This is a genomic window from Agromyces mediolanus (assembly GCF_014648575.1).
GTDB lineage: Bacteria > Actinomycetota > Actinomycetes > Actinomycetales > Microbacteriaceae > Agromyces > Agromyces mediolanus.
This window is the reverse complement of sequence record NZ_BMRJ01000004.1, coordinates 1-17,956: the sequence shown is the minus strand read 5'-3', so window position 1 is coordinate 17,956 and position 17,956 is coordinate 1. Positions and strand designations below refer to the sequence as shown.

Genomic DNA, 17,956 nt, shown 5'->3' with positions numbered 1-17,956 from the left:
CCGCCGTTTTCGTGCCAGCCGGCCTGCCTCGCGCACCGCCCGAGCGAGCGGGAGCGCCCTCCCCCGGAATGCACTCACCCGGGCCGCTCTCGGGGGAAAGCAGCCCGGGTGGGTGTTATGGGGAACGGGCCCGGAGCTCGGGATGGACTCCGGACCCGCTGGAGCGAAGAAGGCTCCAGCCTCGGCGGCGACGACGGCCGCCGGGGTCTTACTCCGCGGTGCGGCGGCGGCGGATGATCAGCAGCAGCCCGACACCCCCGATCACGAGGATCGCGGCGCCCCAGATGCCCCAGCTCGGGTCGAAACCGGTGTTCGCCATGCCACTGGCGTTCGGCTTCGGCTGGGTCGGAGCGGCGTTGCAGTCGGGCGTTGCAGGCGGGTAGGCCTCGACCGCGTCCGTGCTCGGGTTCATGCGGATCTCGACGATCGCGTTCCCGCGCAGATCGTAGAACGGCGCGGTCGGGTCGAGCACCCAGCGACCGTTCGGCAGCAGGCGCCAGCCGGGCCAGGCGATGCCGTTGCCGGCCGCGTCGACCGCGGCACCGGGCCAGAGCTGCTGGCCGGTGATGGTCACGCCGCTCTGCGCGTTCGCCGGGGGCACGATCTCATCGACCTTGGCGGCGCCGTCGGCGAGGATGCCGTCGATGTCGCTCGCCGGGATGTTGGGGTTGCGGGCGGCGTAGGCCTCCGGCGTCCACCAGATCATCACGACCCGCGGCATCTCGACGTTCTCGATGTTGTACGGCGTCAGCTCGTAGGTGACCCACGGGGCGTTCGCGATGCACATCGCGAGCGCGTTGACCTCGATCGACTTCACCGGCGTCTCCTCGGTCGACGTGTTGTCGTCCGGGGTGCCTTCGACGCCGCCGCTCGTGACCGTGGCGCTGTTCACGATGTCGAGGATCTTGCCCGTGTCGCTGCCGTCCTCCCGCGGGAGCTCGGCCGCGGTCGTCACCTGGAAGCCGAACTCGTAGCTCTGCGCCTCCTCCGGCGTCCACGAGGCGTCCTTCGTGAAGGTCGCCGTGCCGCCGAAGCCCTCGGCCGAAGCGCCGCTCAGCGCCGCGGTCCAGCCGGCGGGAACCGTCCATTCCTCGACCGGTGCGGCCTTCAGGGTGGCGGGCAGCTCGTCGGTCACGACCACGTTCGGCACGACCAGGTTCGGCGTGTTGTTCTTCACGGTGATCGAGTACGGGTAGCTCGAGTCCTCGTCGGTGGGCACGAGCCAGTCGCCGCCGTCGTTCTGCTCGACGTGGTGCTTGTCGATCGACAGGTCGACCGTCTTGGCCGTGTTCAGGATGGTGCAGGTGCCGTCGGCGCCCGGCTCGAGCGTCAGCACGCCCTCGCTGAGGGAGACGCCCTCGCCGACGCAGCGCCAGTCGCCCGGGCTGTAGAAGCCGAGCAGCGGGTTCGTCTCGTTGTCGAGCGACTCCAGGAGCGTGTAGGCGCCCGGCTTCACCTCGCGGTCGAAGATGTCCGCCGAGCCGCCGAGGCCGTGGAACACGGACTCGCCCTGACCGAGCAGGCGCAGGCGCCAGTCGGCCGGCTTGCCGGGCACCTGGCCCTCGCCGAGCTTGCCCTCGAAGGCCGAGTTGTCGACCTCCTTCACCAGGGTGAGGTGGGCGGGCTCGGGGTCGGTGTGGTGGTCCGTCGTGCACGGCTCCTCGGGCGTGCACTCGTCGGACGGCACGTCGCCGCCGGCGGTGACCGAGTTGCCGATCGTGGCGTCCCAGGCGTCCGCGTTCACCTTGACCGAGTAGACGAGCGTCTGCGTCCCCGCGTCCGCGGCGAGGTCGCCGACGGTCCAGGTGAGCTTCTGCGTCGCGTCGTCGAAGGCGAAGGTGCCGACGCTCGCGGTGATGCCGTCCTCGTCGAGCACGGCCTTGCCGAGCACGCCGCTGAGGTCGTCCACCGCAACGATGTCGTGCACGGTGACCGCGCCGGTCGGGGTCACCGTCACCGTGTAGGTGATGGTGTCGCCCGGGAGCACGGTGCTGCCGCTCGGCGGGTTCGACGTCTTCGCCGTCGTGAAGGCGCCCGGGGTCTTCGTGATCGGGTTGGTCGCGGTGACGAGCACGTGTCCGAGCTCCTCGGCGCCCTTGCCGGCGATCGTGAAGGTGATGCTGCGGCCCTCGGTGGTGGCGCCGCCGTCGGAGGACGTGTAGCTCACGTCGCCCCACGAGTAGGCGTCGTCCTTCAGGCCCGGCAGCTGGTCCGCCGGCTCGGTCACGGTGCACTCGGTGCCCGCGGGGAGCTCCACGCCGGCCGGCAGGTTCGCCGGGGTCGTCGCGGTCGCGGTCAGCTCGCCCGTCACCGGGTCGCCGCCCTCGGGGAGGGTGCACGAGTACTCGAAGGTGTACGAGGCATCCGGGTCGACGCCCTCGAGCGCCGCATCGCTGCCGGAGACGACCTTCTCGATCGTGAAGTCGCCCTTCAGACGGAAGGTGTCGTTCGTGACCGTGACGACGGGCCAGTCGTCGCCCGCTGCGGGGACGGTGGCCGGGTTGCCGTCGTAGCCCACGACCTCGACCCACTGGTACGACGGGTCGGTCGGGACGGGGCCGCTCGTCGGCGCGGTCTCCACGGCGGTGCACTCGCTCGTCGCGAGCACACCGGTGACGGTCGCGTTGCCCTCGGGGGTGGCCGTCCACTCGTACTCGACCGCGGGGTCGTCGCCGTAGACGCAGCTCAGGGTGCCCGTGAACGGCATGTCGCCCGCCACGAGGTCCTTCGCCGGACCGGTCACGACCTTGTCGATGATGACCGTGCCGCGCACGCGCTCCACCGTGTTCGTCACGGTGATGCCGGCGGTCTGGCCGTCGACCAGGGTGACGGTCTCGCCGTTGTCCGGGGCGGCCCAGGCGTACGACGGGTCCTTCAGCTCACCGTTGTCGAGCGTGTCCTCCTGCACCTGGCAGTCGGCGCCGACCGGCACCTTCTTCTGCGCGGCGGTGAAGAGGGAGACGGTGCCGCCGGTGGCCGGGACGGTCCACTGCCCGCCGGCCTGCGCGTCCTCGCCCTCGCCGTCGACCCAGTCGCAGGTCCACGAGCCGGTCACGTCGAGCCCGGCGGGGATGCCGGCGGTGTCGCCCTCGGTGACCTTCGTGAGCTCGAGCGCGCCCCAGAGCTGGGACACCGAGTTGGTGACCGCGATCGTCGGCACGACGTCGGAGGAGACGATCTCGACCGGGTCGGCGATGGCCGGCGTGTTCCACGACCAGCCGGTCGCGAGGTCGCCGTCGCTCGGCTCGTCCTCGGTGATCGAGCACTCGCTCGTCAGCGGGACCGGCCCGAAGGCCTCGGTGGTGCCGCCGCTGGCGTCGTCGATCTGCCAGTCGCCGGACGCCACGACGTCGCCGTCGTAGCTGCAGCTCCAGGTGCCGGTGTAGCCGGTGCCGTCGGCGACGACCTTGCCGGGCACCTGATCGAGCTGCTTCGTCACCGTGAAGGTGCCGAAGGCCTGCGAGATCGGGTTGGTGACATTCACGAGCTTCGTCTCGCCGTTGGAGCCGAGCGTGAGCTGCGCGGGCGACACGGTCGCCTGACCCCAGCTGTACGAGGCGTCCTTCAGCGTGTCGGGGTCGAGCTGACCCTCGCTGAGCGAGCAGCTCCAGCCGAGCGGCACCCCGTCGACGAGGACCGTCTTCTGGCCGTCCGCGACGTTCACGGTGCCCATCAGGTGGCCGGCGACGCCGTCCACGGAGCAGTCGTAGTTGATCGGGAAGTCCTTGCCCCCGGCGGCCTGGGCGACGTAGCCCTCGGTGTCGCCGGTGACGGCCTTCAGGACCTCGATCTTGCCGGTCTCCCGGCTGAACGAGTTGCCGACCACGAGCAGCGCGGGCTCGGCCGCGCCGACCGTGTCGCCCGTGAGCACCGGGGTGCCCCAGGTGTACGACGGGTCGTTCGACGGCGCCTGCGAGAGGTCCTCGCCGAGCACCACGCAGTCGGAGTCGACGAGCACCTCGTCGCTCAGCGTGATGGCGCTCGCACCGGCGGTGGTCGTCCAGTCGCCGCTCACCGGGGCGTCACCGTCGTGGGTGCACTGCCAGGTGCCGGAGTACTCGCGGTCTGGGTCGACCACGCCGCTCGGACCGCTGAGGGTCTTCTCGAGGGTGACCGCGCCGTACACGCGCTTCAGGGTGTTCGTGATCGTGACGTCGACCTTCTGGCCGGGCGCCGTGATGGTGAAGGTCTCGGGCGAGACGGTCACGCCGTCCCAGGCCCAGCTGCCGTCGGCGAGGCCGCCGACCGGCGTGACCTCGGTCACGGTGCACTCGGAGCCGAGGGGCAGCTGGAGCGCGTCGCTGCCGCCGGTCGTGAAGGTCACCGACTCGGTGCCGTTCACGCCGCAGGCGACGGATGCCTCGAACTCCTGCTCGGCGCCGCCGATGTAGCCGTCGCCCTCGACCACCTTGGTGAGCTCGACCGAGCCGTACTTCTTCGACAGCGCGTTGACCGCCGAGACCTGCACGGTGACCGGGTCGCCGTTCTGCGGGGCCGGGATCGTGAAGGACACCGAGCGGCCGTCCTGCGGGCTGCCGCCCGGGGTCGCCGTGAGGGTCACGCCGTCCCAGGTGTAGGCCGAGGCGGGCGCCGGGGCGTCGTGCTCGGTGACGGTGCAGTCGCTGCCCGCGGGGATGTTCTGCCCGGGGCCGCCCACCGCGCCGGCGAGCACGTCGAAGCTGCCGCTGTACTCCTTATTGCTGTCGTCGGTGCAGACCCAGTCGAAGCCGAACGGCACGGCGGGGTCGTAGCCGGCGGCGTCGCCCTCGACGGTCTTCGCGACCGCGAAGGAGCCGGACTGGCGCACGACGGAGTTCGTCACCGTGACGCCGGGGTTCGGCGTGGCCGCGCTGAGCGTCACCTGGGTGCCCGGCGCGTAGTCGATGCCGGCCCAGACGTAGGAGGCGTCACCGGGGGCCGGGGCGGCGGGCGCCGTCTCCGTCACGGTGCAGCTCGAGCCGAGCAGGATGCCGGTGACGGTCGCCTGACCGCCGTCGCCCAGCGGGCCCCAGTCGCCGCTCGTGCCGTCGGTGCAGCTGTACGTGCCCGAGAAGCCGGGACCGCTGTACACGCCGTCGGGGTCGACGAGGTCCTTCGTGATCACGAGCGAACCGTAGACGCGCTGCGTCGTGTTCGTGATGACGACGTTCTTCGTCTCGTTCTTCGCGACGGTGACCTTCACGTCGTTCGCGACGGGGGTCGCGGCCCAGGCGTAGGAGTCGTCGACGAGGCCCCCGGAGACCGCGCCCTCGTGCACGGTGCACTCGGTGCCGGCGAGGAGCTCGCCGGCCGGGGTCGTGTAGGTCTCGCCGGCCTTGATGGCGGCGTTGTACGTCTTCGCGCCGCAGCTGACCGTGACGTCGAAGGTCTTGTCGGCCGCGATGCCGCCGCCCTCGGTCGCCTTGGTGACCGAGACCTGGCCGTAGACCGGCACCGTCGTGTTGGTGACGGTGACGAGCTTCGTCTCGCCCTTCACGACCGTGACCTGGGTGCCCGGCGCGTACGTCGGGGCGCCCCACTCGTGGCCCGCGTCGAGCGGGGCCGTGATCGGGGTGACCTCCTGCACGGTGCAGAGGCTGCCGACCGGGATGTTCTGGACGGTCTCGGTCTCGCCGTTCTTCAGGGTGAGCGGCGTCGTGGTCGAGCCGCAGACGACGTTGACCGTGAAGTCGTCAGCCGTCGAGGTGTACCCGGCGCCCGTGACGACCTTCTTGACGTCGAGCTTCGTGAAGTTCCGCACGAAGGTGTTCGTCACCGTCGAGTCGACGGTCGCGTCGACGCCCTTCGGGATCGTGACGACGTTCGGCAGCACCGTGCGGCCCGCCCACTCGTACGAGGCGTCCGCGAAGTCGCCGGCCTTGGCCGAGAAGGCGGGCTCGGTGAGGGCGCAGCTCGTGCTCGTCGGCAGCGTCGGGCCGGAGACCGGCGTGCCCGGCGTCACCTGCAGGTCGCCCTCGGAGACCGTCTGGCCGCCGAGCGTGCAGACGTAGTGCACGGTGAACTGCCGGCCGGTGCCGCCCGTGTAGCCGCCGGCGGGGGTGTTCGCGTCGGCCGGGGAGACCTTCTTCTCGACCGTGAAGGTGCCGGTGTTCTGCTTCGTCGAGTTGGTGACCGTGATGGTGGTCTTCTGGTTGTCGACGATCGTCTTCGGCCCGTCGGTGGCGTACTGCACCCACTCGTAGGAGCCGTTCTTCAGGTTGCCGCTCGGCCCGTTCTCCGTCACGGTGCACTCGGCGCCGGCGGGGAGCGTGGTGCTCACGGTCTGCGCGGTGCCCGTCGAGACGGTGTAGTTGCCGCTCTGCACGACGCCCTGGCCCGCGACGGTGCAGCTCCAGGTGCCGGTGAACGGCGTGGAGGCGGTGCCCGAGAAGCCCGAGGCATCCGTGATGACCTTCTTCACCTCGAGCGAGCCGGTCTGGTAGCGGTTCGTGACGGTGCAGGTGACCGAGGCCTTGTCGACGAGGTCGACGCTGCCGTTGGTCACGGTCACGCTCGAGCCGTTGCCGTCGTTGGTGCAGACCCAGTTGCCCTGCTGCGTGTACCCGCCGGGGCCGCCGGACTCGGCGAGCGCGTAGGTGCCGGCCGAGAGGTTCGCGTTGCTGACGCCCGAGCCCTGGTCGTTGCCGGAGAGCTCGGCGGCGCCGCCACCGGTGTTCGCGGAGAGGGTCCAGGCGTTCTTGTTCGCGGTGCCGGAGACGACGATCTTCTTCAGCGTCAGCTTCGCCTTCGTGGCGTAGGTGTTCGTGAAGGTGCAGGTGATGTCGGAGTTCGCGCTCGCCGGGATGTTCGTGAGGGTCACGTTCCGGCTGCCGAGGTTCGGCGTGCCGATCGGCTGGTTCGCGCTGTCGACGCAGGCGACGCCCGTGAGCGACCACTGCGCGTCGGCGACGGCGTTCTCGGCGATCGTGATGGTCTCGCCCTGCACGGCGTCGGCCGTCTTGGACTGGCCGCCCTTGAGCGCGAAGCTGCTCTTCCACGGCGAACCGTCGAGGTTGCTGGTGGGAGCGAAGTTGAACGTGGTGTCGGGGGCGCCACTGCCCACGACGACCTTCTTGACGGTGAGCTTGCGGACCTGGGCGAGCTTGCCGTAGAGGCAGGCCTGGGTCTGCTGGCCCTCGTAGGTCAGCCACTCGTTGACCGCGCTGCCCGGGTCGGCGGGGCACGCCGCGCCGTTCGAGACGGTGCGGAAGCCGAGGATGACGAGCTTGTAGTCGACGCCGCCGACGGAGATCGTCGTGTCGGACGCCTGGTTCAGGAACTTGAACTGGTCGCGGTTCTGGTTGTCGTTGCCGTTGTTCGGCGTCTCCCACATCCACCAGTTGAAGTCGAACTGCTTCGACAGGCTCGGCAGCCGGTAGCTGACGGTGCCCTTGAAGTAGTCGCTGCTACCCGAGTAGTTGATCGGGTTGTTGTAGTGCGTGATCTTCCCGATGTTGAACGCCGCACCCGGCTCCGGCGCCAGCGAGCCCGCGGCGGGCTGCACGCCGATCGCGCTCTGGCTCGAGGTGCTCAGGTTGTTCGGACAGTTGCTGCCGCCACGACCGTGCGCGGTGAGGGCTTCGCTGCCGCTCGCCACCCAGTTCGACGGCCCCGTCTCGCTCGAGGAGTTCGGCGGACTGTACCGGATGCAGTAGCCGCTCGTGGTGCCCGTGTTCTGGCCGGTGCTGCCGGCGTCGCCGCGGTGGTTCGAGACCTGCGCCTCCACCGTGCCGAGGTTCACGGGCGCGGCCTGGGCCGGCGCAGCGGCGAAGAGTGCGCCGCTCACCCCCATGCCGATGACGAGCGCACCGCTCGCGAGGACCGAGAGCGCCTTCTTCAGGCGGCCCTTTGGTAGGGAGTCGCGGTGCCGAGGGGTCGACGAAACACGGGTTCGGGTAAGCATGGCTGCACGCCTTCGGGTTCGACGCGAAATTTCGGGTTGCGCGTCATTCGGGTTTCGGGTTTGCAACCCACGCAGAACGTGAGTCCTTCGTAGCGTGGCAGAGATGAGGGTCGTTCGGAATACTGGCACCACCACCAAAACGGGGGTCAACTGACGGATGACTGGCCCCCGTGCCGCCGGCAGGCTCCCCTTTTGGCGCCGCACCTGGGCATTCGCCCGGTTCTGGGCAAAAGTCGCGGCCCGATCGCAGGCATGGCGGATGCCCCGGCAGGCACGGCGGATGCCCCGGCGCGCACGGCGGATGCCCCGGCGCGCACGCCGGGGCATCCGTTTCCAGGGTCGGCGCGGACCGGGGTCCCCCGACCCGGTCCGCCCCGACCGGGCGGGGCACCGCCGCGCCGAGTCACGGCGCGGCGGCGCGCGGGCTCAGCCCGCGTCGTCCCGTCGCTGACGGCGGGCGACGAACCAGACGCCGAGCGCTCCCACGGCGAGCAGGCCCGCCGCGAGCGGCAGCAACCAGCCCTGGTCGAAGCCGGTCGAGGCCATGCCCGAGGGCGTCGGCTTCGGCGGCTTCGGCGAGTTCGTCGGCGCCGCGTTGCAGTCGGGCGTCGCCGGCGGGTACGCCGTGATCGTGTCCGTGGACGGGTTCACCCGGATCTCCACGACCGCCTCGTTGCGGAGGTCGTAGAACGGCGCGGACGGGTCGAGCACCCAGGTGCCGTTCGGCAGCAGGGTCCAGCCCGGCCAGTCCGTGGGGTTGCCCGCGGCGTCCACCTCGGCGCCCGGCCAGAGCTGGGCCCCCGAGATCGTGTCGCCCGGCTGCCAGCCGGGAGGCACGGTCACGTAGTCGACCTGGGAGGCGCCGTCGGCGAGGATCGCCGCTTCGTCACCGGCCGGGATCGACGGGTCGTGCGCCGCGAAGGCGTCGGGCGTCCACCAGATGAGCGCCACGTCGGGCAGCGTGTCGAGGTTCGACGGCGTGATCGCGTAGCTGAACCACGGGGTGTCGTTCAGGCACTGCGCGAAGCCGTCGAGGGCGATCGACTTCACCGGCGTCTCCGCCTCGTCACAGTCGGCGAGCGGGCCGTCCGGATCCGGCTCCTCGTCCGCGACCGCCGCGACGATCTCGGCGAGCGAGGCCGGGGCGAGCTCGAGCACGGGCTCCTCGGGCGGCGGCGGCACCTCGGCCGCCACGCAGGCGGTGTTGACGAGGTCCGGGATCGGCACCGTCGGGTCGGGCTGGGCGAGCTCGCCCACCTCGACGTCGAAGGTGATCGTCACTCCCGGGTAGGCCATGCTGCCGAACTCCCCCGTGTAGGAGAAGGTGAGTTCCCCCTCCACCGAGTCGTCGAGCGTCCAGCCCGCCGGCAGCACCTCGCTGCCCGGCACGAAGGTCACGCCCTCGGGCAGGGTGTCGGTCACCACCGGGTCCACGACCGCATCGCCGTCGTTCCACACGTTGAGCGTGTAGCTGATGACGTCGGGCGGGGCGTCGCCGGAGTCGACGGGGTGCTCACCCTCGTCGTGCGACCACAGTTTCTCGATCCGCACATCGGGCTCGGCCACCTCGTGGTCGGTCTCGCAGGAGGCGAGCACGAGCTCCTCGCCCTGCTCGAGCGGCGCGAGGTCGTCTCCGCCCTCGGGCGGGCACTCCCCCACGCCGTCCGGCGTGACCACGTTGTGCAGCGTCTCGCCCCAGGCGTCGTCCGCGACGGTCACCGTGAAGGAGACCGCCGCCTCCTCACCGGGGGCGAGGTCGGGGATGGACCAGGTGAGGTCCGTGCCGTCGAGCTCCAGCTGCGGATCCAGCGGCTCCACGAGGCTCGCGTCGTCCAGCACGTCGGAGAGGTCGTCGACCGCGGTCGCGCCCGACACCTCCGCCTGCGAGAAGTTGTACGCGTGCAGCGTGTAGACCACGTCGTGACCCGGGTAGACCGTGCTGCCCGAGGCCGGGTCGGCGGTCTTCCACAGCTCCCAGCCGGGCGTCGGGTGCTCGGTGACGCACGGGTCGGGCTCGGCGTCCGGCACCGCGGCCACCGTCACGGGCGGCTGAGCGGGCGGGCAGTTCGTGAGCACGTGGTTGCGCAGCACCGCGCCGGGGTCGGCGTCGTCCCGCACCGTCACGCGGTACACGAGGTCGAGCGTCTCGCCCGGGTCGAGCTGGTCGAGCTTCAGCCAGAGCTTGCCCGGCTCGTCGTCGTCCCAGCTGAACTCCGCCGGCTGCGTGCCGATGAAACCCTCGAAGTCGACGTAGGGCGCGAGCTGCGAGATGTCGTCCTCGATCACGAGGTCGCTCACTCCGGGACCGGAGACGTGCTGCACCGAGAGCGTGTAGTCGATCGTGTCGCCGCGCTCGACGGAGGTGCCGCTCGGCGGATCGCTCGACTTCGTCACGCCCCAGACCGGTTCGTTCTCCCGGTTCGCGACGCTGCAGTGCACGATCTCGAACTTGCCGACGTCGACGGTCCAGCCGTGGTCGCCGACGAGGGTGACCGGCCGGTCGTCCCCGCCGACCTCGCAGCTGACGGCCGCCATCTCCCAGTAGGGGCGGTCCTCCTCGGTGAAGGTGATCGCCCGGGTGTCCGCGTCGCCGTAGCCGGAGACGTCGTACGGGTCGGTCATGCCGTCGGCCGCGGTCTGCTGCGACGCCGGCGTGACGTCGGCGTCGCTCGTCGAGAACTCCCAGCCCTCGGCGGGCTGGCCGTTCACCGTCTTGTCGATGACCACCGAGCCGCCGCAGAGCGCGATCGCGACCTCCTTCAGGGAGTCCGCGAGGGTCGAGTAGTCGGTCGTGGTGAGGTAGTCGGCGGTCGTGATGTTCGTGCCGTCGAAGGCCTCCGGACCGGAGATCGCCTCGATCGGCTGGAGCGAGACGCTCCCGCCCACCGCGATCACCAGCACGTGCGATCCCGCCGCCTTGATGGCGTTCGCCTGGGCGATCGCCGGGTTCACCGCATCGGGCGAGCCGTCGGGGAACTCGCCGCCGTCGGAGGGGTCGACCGTGTTCGGGTTGCCGTCGGTGATGACGATCGTGAGCTCGACCGGGCCGTCGGTGAAGCCGCCGAAGGTGCCGAGCCCGACTTCGAGCCCGCGCTTCCAGTTCGTCCAGCCGTCGGAGCTCAGCCCGCTGTACGAGCCCTGCACCGTGCCCACGTTGCCGCTGCTGAGCTCGGTCGCGCCGAGCAGCACGGAGGCATCCTGATCGAACGAGGTGACGGACACCTCGGAGCCCGTGTCGACGAGCGCGCCGGAGAAGGCGTCGGCCGCGTCCTTCAGGTTCGCGATGCCGCCGGCTCCGATCGAGCCCGACTTGTCGAGGATGAACGCCATGTCGAGGCCGCACACATCGGGCAGGTCGGGGTTCGCCGCCGGCTCGTCGTACGGCCAGGCGGCCGCCATCGTCCGCATCGACGACTGCTGCGCGGCGAGACACGCGTCCCGCTCGCTGCGGTCGTCATTGGCGATCGGGATCGCCATGCAGTCGATGGGTGCCGGAGGCGCGTCCGCCTCCGGCACCGTGGCCGGCGCCTGCGGGTCAGGCGCCGCCGGGGCATCCGTTTCGGGTTCTACGGCTGCGTCCGGGGGGTCTGCTGGGGCGGGAGGGGGGACCTCCTCGGCCGGCGGAGCGGGCTCCTCGGCCGGTGGGACGGCGGGGTCGGGCGCCAGTGGCGTCGTCGCCGCGGCGTCGGTGCCCTCGCCGGCCGCCGGGTCGGCGACGAGCGTGTCGGCGCTCGCCGCCGAGTCGGGCAGCTCCTCGGCGGCGGCGAGCGTCGGCGCGCCGAGGAGGATGAGTGCGGGAATCGCGAGCATGGACACGAGCGCGACGGCGGGTCGCCGCCTCGGTCCGGATCGTGCGGGCGCGCTGAAGCGCCCACGACTGAGTGCGTGCATGACAGCTCCTGTGTTTCATCGGGTTGGAGCCGGCTCGAACTTCGGGTCAGCTGGCGCCAGTTCTGCCACACTTCGGCGCCATCCGCAAGGATTCCTCATCTTCGACCCCCCGAATGCGGGGTGTCCCCCGAGCGGGGTTCAGGGCGGCCACCGAGCGCGACCCCGGGCGCGCGCCGGCTCAGCCGGGCGCCGCGCCCGGTCGGGCGCCCCGCGGCGTGAGGGCCGTCGGTATGGTGAGAGCGTGAGCGGACGGGATGCCTCGGGGCCGGCGCGGCGAGCGGGCGAGCCCGCGCCGGAGCTCGCGCACGACGAGGCATCCGAATCACCGCCCGCGGCGTCCCGGAGCGCGAGGATCCGCGCCGAGCTGTCGGCGGCCGGCCAGGAGGCGAAGCAGCGGATCGAGACTGCCGAGCAGCCGATCCGACAGCGCTTCGACGAGCCGATCAAGCGGGTCTCGGCCATCACCCAGCGCACGCTCGCGCTCTTCCCCGTGCGGGTCTGGCGTCGATTCCTCGACCGCAACGGCTTCATCCTCGCCGCCGGGCTCAGCTACCAGGCGCTGTTCGCGGTGTTCGCCGCGCTCTACGTCGTCTTCGCGATCGCGGGCCTCTGGCTCACGAACAACCCGGACGCGCTGAACGCGCTGCTCGGACTCATCAACACCCTCGCCCCCGGGCTCGTCGGCGAGAACGGCAGCGCGGGCGTCATCTCCGAGCAGGACGTCACCGAGATCGCCCGCTCCAGCACCAGCCTCTTCGGCTGGACCGGCGCCGTCGCCCTCGCCGGCCTCATCTGGACCGCGATCGGCTGGATCACCTACACCCGCACCGCCGTACGCTCGATCTTCGGCCTGCCCAAGGACACGCGCGCCTACCTCCTCCTCAAGGCGCGCGACCTGCTGGCCGGACTCGGCTTCGGACTGGTCCTCCTCCTCGCCTCCGTGCTCTCCCTCGCCGCGACCTCGTTCGTGAGCTGGGTGTTCTCGCTGCTCGGCTGGAGCAGCGAATCGGGCTGGTTCACCTTCTTCGTGCAGCTCGGGTCGCTCGTCGCGGTCTTCCTCATCGACACGCTCGCCCTCGCGGTGCTGTTCCGCTTCCTCTCCGGGGCGGCGATGCCGTGGCGGCGGATGTGGATCGGCTCGCTGCTCGGCTCGGCCGGGCTCTCGGTGCTGCAGCTGTTCAGCAGCCTGCTGCTGTCGAGCACCTCGCGGAACCCCCTGCTCGCGACCTTCACCGTGTTCATCGGTCTGCTGCTGTGGTTCCGGCTGACGAGCATCGTGATCCTCGTCGCCTCGGCCTGGATCGCGGTCGAGGCCGGCGACGCGCACGAGTCGCTGCGGATGGTGACGCCCGAGCAGCTCGAGGCCGAGCGGCTCGCCGAGGAGCACCGGGCGCTCGTCACCGCGGCGCGGGTGCGGGTGCGCGAGGCGGAGCACGAGCTCGGCGAGGCGGGCTGGTTCGCCCGGTTCCCGGCCCGGCGCCGGCTCGAACGGGCGCGACTCGAGCTGGAGGAGATCGAACAGGGCGGGCCGAGGCCGCACGAGCGCCCGTGAGCCGCTCCGCCGAGCACGGCCGTGTCGGCGGCCTCCCGTAGGATCGTCTCCATGCCCGCTCAGCCCCTCCGCATCGCCAGTGTCAACGTCAACGGAGTGCGCGCCGCGTTCCGCAAGGGCATGGGCGACTGGCTCGCCGCCCGCGACGTCGACATCCTCGCGCTGCAAGAGGTGCGCGCCTCCACCGACGACCTCGTCGGTCTCCTCGGCGACGAGTGGGACGTGCTGCACGACCCCGCCACGGCGAAGGGGCGCGCGGGCGTCGCGCTCGCCAGCCGGCACCGTGCGAGCATCCACCGCGTCGAGCTCGGCCCGGCCGACTTCGACAGCGCGGGGCGCTGGCTCGAGGCCGACTACGAGGTCGGCGGCAAGGTCATCACGGTCGTCAGCACCTACGTGCACTCCGGCGAGGTCGACACCCCCAAGCAGGTCGAGAAGTACAAGTTCCTCGACGCGATGCTCGAGCGCCTCCCCCAGCTCGCCGCGCACTCCGAGTACGCCGTCATCATGGGCGACCTGAACGTCGGGCACCGCACCCTCGACATCAAGAACTGGAAGGGCAACGTCAAGCGCGCCGGCTTCCTGCCCGAAGAGCGCGCGTACTTCGACCGCTTCCTCGGCGCCGAGGGCGAGCCCGGGTACAACGACGGCGCCGGCCTCGGCTGGATCGACGTCGGCCGCCGGCACGCGGGCGAGGTCCCCGGGCCGTACACCTGGTGGTCGCAGCGCGGCAAGGCCTTCGACACCGACACGGGCTGGCGCATCGATTACCACCTGGCGACGCCGCAGCTCGCCGCGACCGTGCAGAACTACGTCGTCGACCGCGCCGCGGCCTACGACGAGCGATGGTCCGACCACGCCCCCGTCGTGGTCGACTACGCGATCTGACGCCCGCACCCGACCCTCGACTCGCTCCCCCGCGAAACCGGCCTCCGGCCGCCCCGACCGTGCGTCATCCGAACTTCATCGAGGACACCATGAGCACCGAACGACCCGTCGTCTTCTCCGGCATGCAGCCGTCGAGCGACTCCCTCCATCTCGGCAACTACCTCGGCGCGCTCGTGAACTGGGTCGCCCTGCAGGACACCGTCGACCCGATCTACTGCGTCGTCGACCTGCACGCCATCACCGTGGCGCAGGACCCGGCCAAGCTCCGCGAGAGCTCCCGGCGCACCGCGGCGCAGTACCTCGCCGCCGGCATCGACCTCGAGCGGTCGACGCTCTTCGTGCAGTCGCAGGTGCCCGCCCACGCGGAGCTCGCCTGGGTGCTCGGCACCATCACCGGCTTCGGCGAGGCCGGGCGAATGACCCAGTTCAAGGACAAGTCGCAGCGCTACGGCGCCGAGTCGACCACGGTCGGGCTCTTCACCTACCCGGTGCTGATGGCGGCCGACATCCTGCTCTACGAGACGAACCTCGTGCCCGTCGGCGATGACCAGCGCCAGCACCTCGAGCTCACCCGCGACCTCGCCGGTCGCTTCAACTCCCGTTACGGCGAGACCTTCGTCATCCCCGAGGCGTACATCCCCGAGGCCTCCGCGCGCATCTACGACCTGCAGGACCCCTCGGCGAAGATGTCGAAGTCGGCCGCGTCCGAGGCCGGCCTCGTGAAGCTGCTCGACGACCCGAAGGTCACGGCGAAGAAGATCAAGAGCGCGGTCACCGACGCCGAGCGCGAGATCCGCTACGACCGGCAGGCGAAGCCCGGCATCTCGAACCTGCTCGACATCTACGCCGCGGCGAGCGGCGAGTCGATCGAGACGATCGCGGCGCGCTACGAGGGGCGCGGCTACGGCGACCTGAAGAAAGAGCTCGCCGAGCTCGTCGTCGAGCGGCTCGAGCCGTTCCGCGCGCGCACCTTCGAGCTGCTCGACGACCCGGCCGAGCTCGACCGCTTGCTCGCGATCGGCGCCGACAAGGCCTCCGAGCGGGCCGAGCGCGTGCTCGCCCAGGTGTACGAGCGTGTCGGCTTCCTCCGCCGCCGCTAGGCCGGGCGACGCCGCGGCCGGCTCGGCCGCGCCGGCGGACCAGTCAGCGCCGAGCCGCCCATCACCGAATCACCCCGCGCCCGTCGTGCTCTTCGATCTCGACGACACCCTGATGGCGCACCGCGAGGCGGTGCGGCTCGGCATCGAGCAGCACATGCGCGTCCGGGCATACGACGTGGTCGCGGGGCTCGACGTGCCCGTGCTGTGGCACGAGTTGGAGGAGCGGCACTACCACGCCTACCTCGCGGGCGAGCTGACGTTCGAGGGCCAGCGGCGAGCGAGGGCGCGCGACTTCGCCCGCGCGCACGGCGAGTCCCTCGACGACCCGGCGGCCGGCGCCTGGTTCGACGAGTACTTCGCGCACTACCGCGCCTCGTGGAGCCTGCACGCCGACGTCGCCCGCAGCTTCGCCGCCCTCGAGGCGGGCCTGCCGGGCGTGCGCTTCGGCGTCATCACGAACGGTGAGCTCGACTTCCAGCTCGCCAAGCTCGACCGGCTCGGGCTCACCGAGCGGTTCGAGCACGTCATCGCCTCCGGCGCGCTCGGCGTCGCCAAGCCCGACCCGGCGATCTTCCGTGCCGCCGTCGAATGCTTCGCCGAGACCGGTCCGCTCGGGCCCGTCGCGTACGTCGGCGACCGGCTGCGCACCGACGCGATCGGCGCGGCCGAGGCGGGCCTCCTCGGCGTCTGGCTGAACCGCGTCGACGCGACGCCCGATCCCGCAGAGGCCGCCCTCGCCCGGGAGCTCGGCGTGCTCGAGGCGGCGACGCTCGACGAGGCATCCGCGCTCCTCATCGAGCGGCTCGGCTGATTCGGGCAGCACCGACGCCGCTCGGCTGAGACCCCGGGAACGCGGACGGGCCGGATGCCTCGGCATCCGGCCCGTCCTCCCCTTCGGGTCCTCCCCAGGACCCGGGTGCGCGGGATCGACGGGCGGGGCCGAGGCCCCGCCCCACCGATCAGCGCACGTCGTCGTCGACCCAGTCGAGGGTCTTCGTGACGGCCTTCTTCCAGTTGCGGTCGAGGCGCGCGCGCTCGTCCTCGTCCATGGACGGGGTCCAGCGCGTGTCCTCCTGCCAGTTGGCGCTGAGCTCGTCGAGGCCCGACCAGAAGCCGACCGCGAGGCCCGCGGCGTAGGCCGCGCCGAGCGCGGTCGTCTCGGCGACCACCGGCCGCACGACCGGCACACCGAGGATGTCGGCCTGGAACTGCAGCAGCGTGTCGTTCGCCGTCGCCCCGCCGTCGACGCGGAGCTCGGTGAGGTCCACCCCGGCGTCCGCGTTCACGGCCTCGATCACGTCGCGGGTCTGGAAGGCGATCGCCTCCAACGCGGCGCGAGCGATGTGCCCCTTGTTGACGTAGCGCGTGAGCCCGACGAGCGCACCGCGGGCATCGGGACGCCAGTACGGCGCGAACAGGCCCGAGAACGCCGGCACGAAGTACGCACCGCCGTTGTCCTCGACGCCCTTCGCGAGCTCCTCGACCTCCGCGGCGCTCGAGATGAGCCCGAGGTTGTCGCGCAGCCACTGGATGAGCGAACCGGTGACCGCGATCGAGCCCTCGAGCGCGTAGTGCACGGGGGCGTCGCCGAGCTTGTAGCCGACGGTCGTGAGCAACCCGTTCTTCGAGTGCACGATGTCCGTGCCCGTGTTGAAGATCAGGAAGTTGCCCGTGCCGTAGGTGTTCTTCGCCTCGCCGGCCTCGAACGCGGCCTGGCCGAAGGTCGCGGCCTGCTGGTCGCCCAGGATGCCCGCGATGGGCGTCTCGCGCAGCAGGCTGGATGCCTCGGCGGTGCCGTAGACCTCGGACGAACTCTTGATCTCGGGGAGCATCGAGCGGGGCACGCCGAAGGCCGCGAGGATCTCGTCGTCCCAGGCGAGCGTCTCGAGGTCCATGAACATCGTGCGGCTCGCGTTGGTGACGTCGGTGGCGTGCACGCCGCCCTCGACGCCGCCGGTGAGGTTCCACAGCACCCAGCTGTCGGTGGTGCCGAACAGCAGGTCACCTGCCTCGGCCTTCTCGCGGGCGCCCTCGACGTTCTCCAGGATCCAGACGATCTTGGTGCCGGAGAAGTACGTCGCGAGGGGCAGCCCGACCTTGGCCTTGAAGCGCTCGACGCCGCCGTCCGCGGCGAGGCGGTCGACGATGTCCTGGGTGCGGGTGTCCTGCCAGACGATCGCGTTGTACACGGGCTCGCCGGTGGTCTTGTCCCAGACGACGGCGGTCTCGCGCTGGTTGGTGATGCCGACCGCGGCGATGTCGTGGCGGGTCAGGTCGGCCTTGGCGAGGGCCTGGCCGATGACCTCGCGGGTGTTGTTCCAGATCTCCTTCGGGTCGTGCTCGACCCAGCCGGCCTTCGGGAAGATCTGCTCGTGCTCGAGCTGCCCGGTCGAGACGATCGAGCCGGACTTGTCGAAGATGATCGCGCGCGACGAGGTCGTGCCCTGGTCGATCGCGAGGACGTAGTCAGCCATCTGAGAACTCCGTTGCTGTCAGTGCGGGTGGTGGGTGGGAATCGGTTCGGCTCAGCCGAGGATGGGGAGCAGCGGGATCGCCGCGAGGCCGGCGAGGACGCCGCCGATGATCGGGCCGACGACGGGCACCCAGGAGTAGCTCCAGTCGCTCGAGCCCTTGCCCTTGATG

General features: G+C 71.1%; 7 protein-coding genes and 1 pseudogene. 4 read left to right on the top strand and 4 right to left on the bottom strand.

All coding sequences use genetic code 11. From position 1 onward, the window contains the following. Nucleotides 1–208 precede the first annotated feature (208 nt). Both IEY71_RS15165 and IEY71_RS15160 read right to left on the bottom strand, forming a co-directional pair. Nucleotides 209–7,882, bottom strand: coding sequence for a DUF5979 domain-containing protein (locus IEY71_RS15165; RefSeq protein ID WP_189086217.1), 7,674 nt, complete (start codon nt 7,880–7,882; stop codon nt 209–211). A gap of 426 nt (nt 7,883–8,308) precedes the next feature. After that, nucleotides 8,309–11,692 (bottom strand): DUF7927 domain-containing protein, encoded by a 3,384-nt coding sequence (locus IEY71_RS15160; protein WP_189086216.1) that lies wholly within the window; start codon nt 11,690–11,692, stop codon nt 8,309–8,311. 322 nt (nt 11,693–12,014) lie between these two features. Between IEY71_RS15160 and IEY71_RS15155 the strand changes: the two genes are divergently transcribed. From IEY71_RS15155 to IEY71_RS15140, 4 genes are all read left to right on the top strand, one after another. Continuing rightward, nucleotides 12,015–13,325, top strand: coding sequence for a YihY/virulence factor BrkB family protein (locus tag IEY71_RS15155; RefSeq protein ID WP_229781789.1), 1,311 nt, complete (start codon nt 12,015–12,017; stop codon nt 13,323–13,325). 51 nt (nt 13,326–13,376) lie between these two features. Further along, nucleotides 13,377–14,213: an exodeoxyribonuclease III gene (locus IEY71_RS15150; protein ID WP_189086215.1), complete on the top strand. Its 837-nt coding sequence runs from the start codon at nt 13,377–13,379 to the stop codon at nt 14,211–14,213. Nucleotides 14,214–14,302: 89 nt separating this feature from the next. Then, nucleotides 14,303–15,313, top strand: coding sequence for a tryptophan--tRNA ligase (trpS, locus tag IEY71_RS15145; protein ID WP_189086214.1), 1,011 nt, complete (start codon nt 14,303–14,305; stop codon nt 15,311–15,313). Beyond that, nucleotides 15,288–16,124, top strand: coding sequence for an HAD family hydrolase (locus IEY71_RS15140; protein WP_229781788.1), 837 nt, complete (start codon nt 15,288–15,290; stop codon nt 16,122–16,124). The genes trpS and IEY71_RS15140 overlap by 26 nt, the downstream gene beginning before the upstream one ends. A gap of 148 nt (nt 16,125–16,272) precedes the next feature. Here IEY71_RS15140 and glpK read toward each other — a convergent pair whose 3' ends face one another. Together glpK and IEY71_RS15130 are read right to left on the bottom strand one after the other, a co-directional pair. Then, nucleotides 16,273–17,787, bottom strand: coding sequence for a glycerol kinase GlpK (gene glpK / locus IEY71_RS15135; RefSeq protein ID WP_189086213.1), 1,515 nt, complete (start codon nt 17,785–17,787; stop codon nt 16,273–16,275). 51 nt (nt 17,788–17,838) lie between these two features. Further along, nucleotides 17,839–17,956 (bottom strand): annotated as a pseudogene (locus IEY71_RS15130) (aquaporin family protein); the annotation flags it as partial.

What these genes read in the sequence shown, in the direction of transcription:
- IEY71_RS15165 (WP_189086217.1), bottom strand. Translation starts at nt 7,882, where the DNA reads ATGCTTACCCGAACCCGTGTTTCGTCGACCCCTCGGCACCGCGACTCC.
- glpK (WP_189086213.1), bottom strand. Translation starts at nt 17,787, where the DNA reads ATGGCTGACTACGTCCTCGCGATCGACCAGGGCACGACCTCGTCGCGC.
- trpS (WP_189086214.1), top strand. Translation starts at nt 14,303, where the DNA reads ATGAGCACCGAACGACCCGTCGTCTTCTCCGGCATGCAGCCGTCGAGC.
- IEY71_RS15150 (WP_189086215.1), top strand. Translation starts at nt 13,377, where the DNA reads ATGCCCGCTCAGCCCCTCCGCATCGCCAGTGTCAACGTCAACGGAGTG.
- IEY71_RS15160 (WP_189086216.1), bottom strand. Translation starts at nt 11,692, where the DNA reads ATGCTCGCGATTCCCGCACTCATCCTCCTCGGCGCGCCGACGCTCGCC.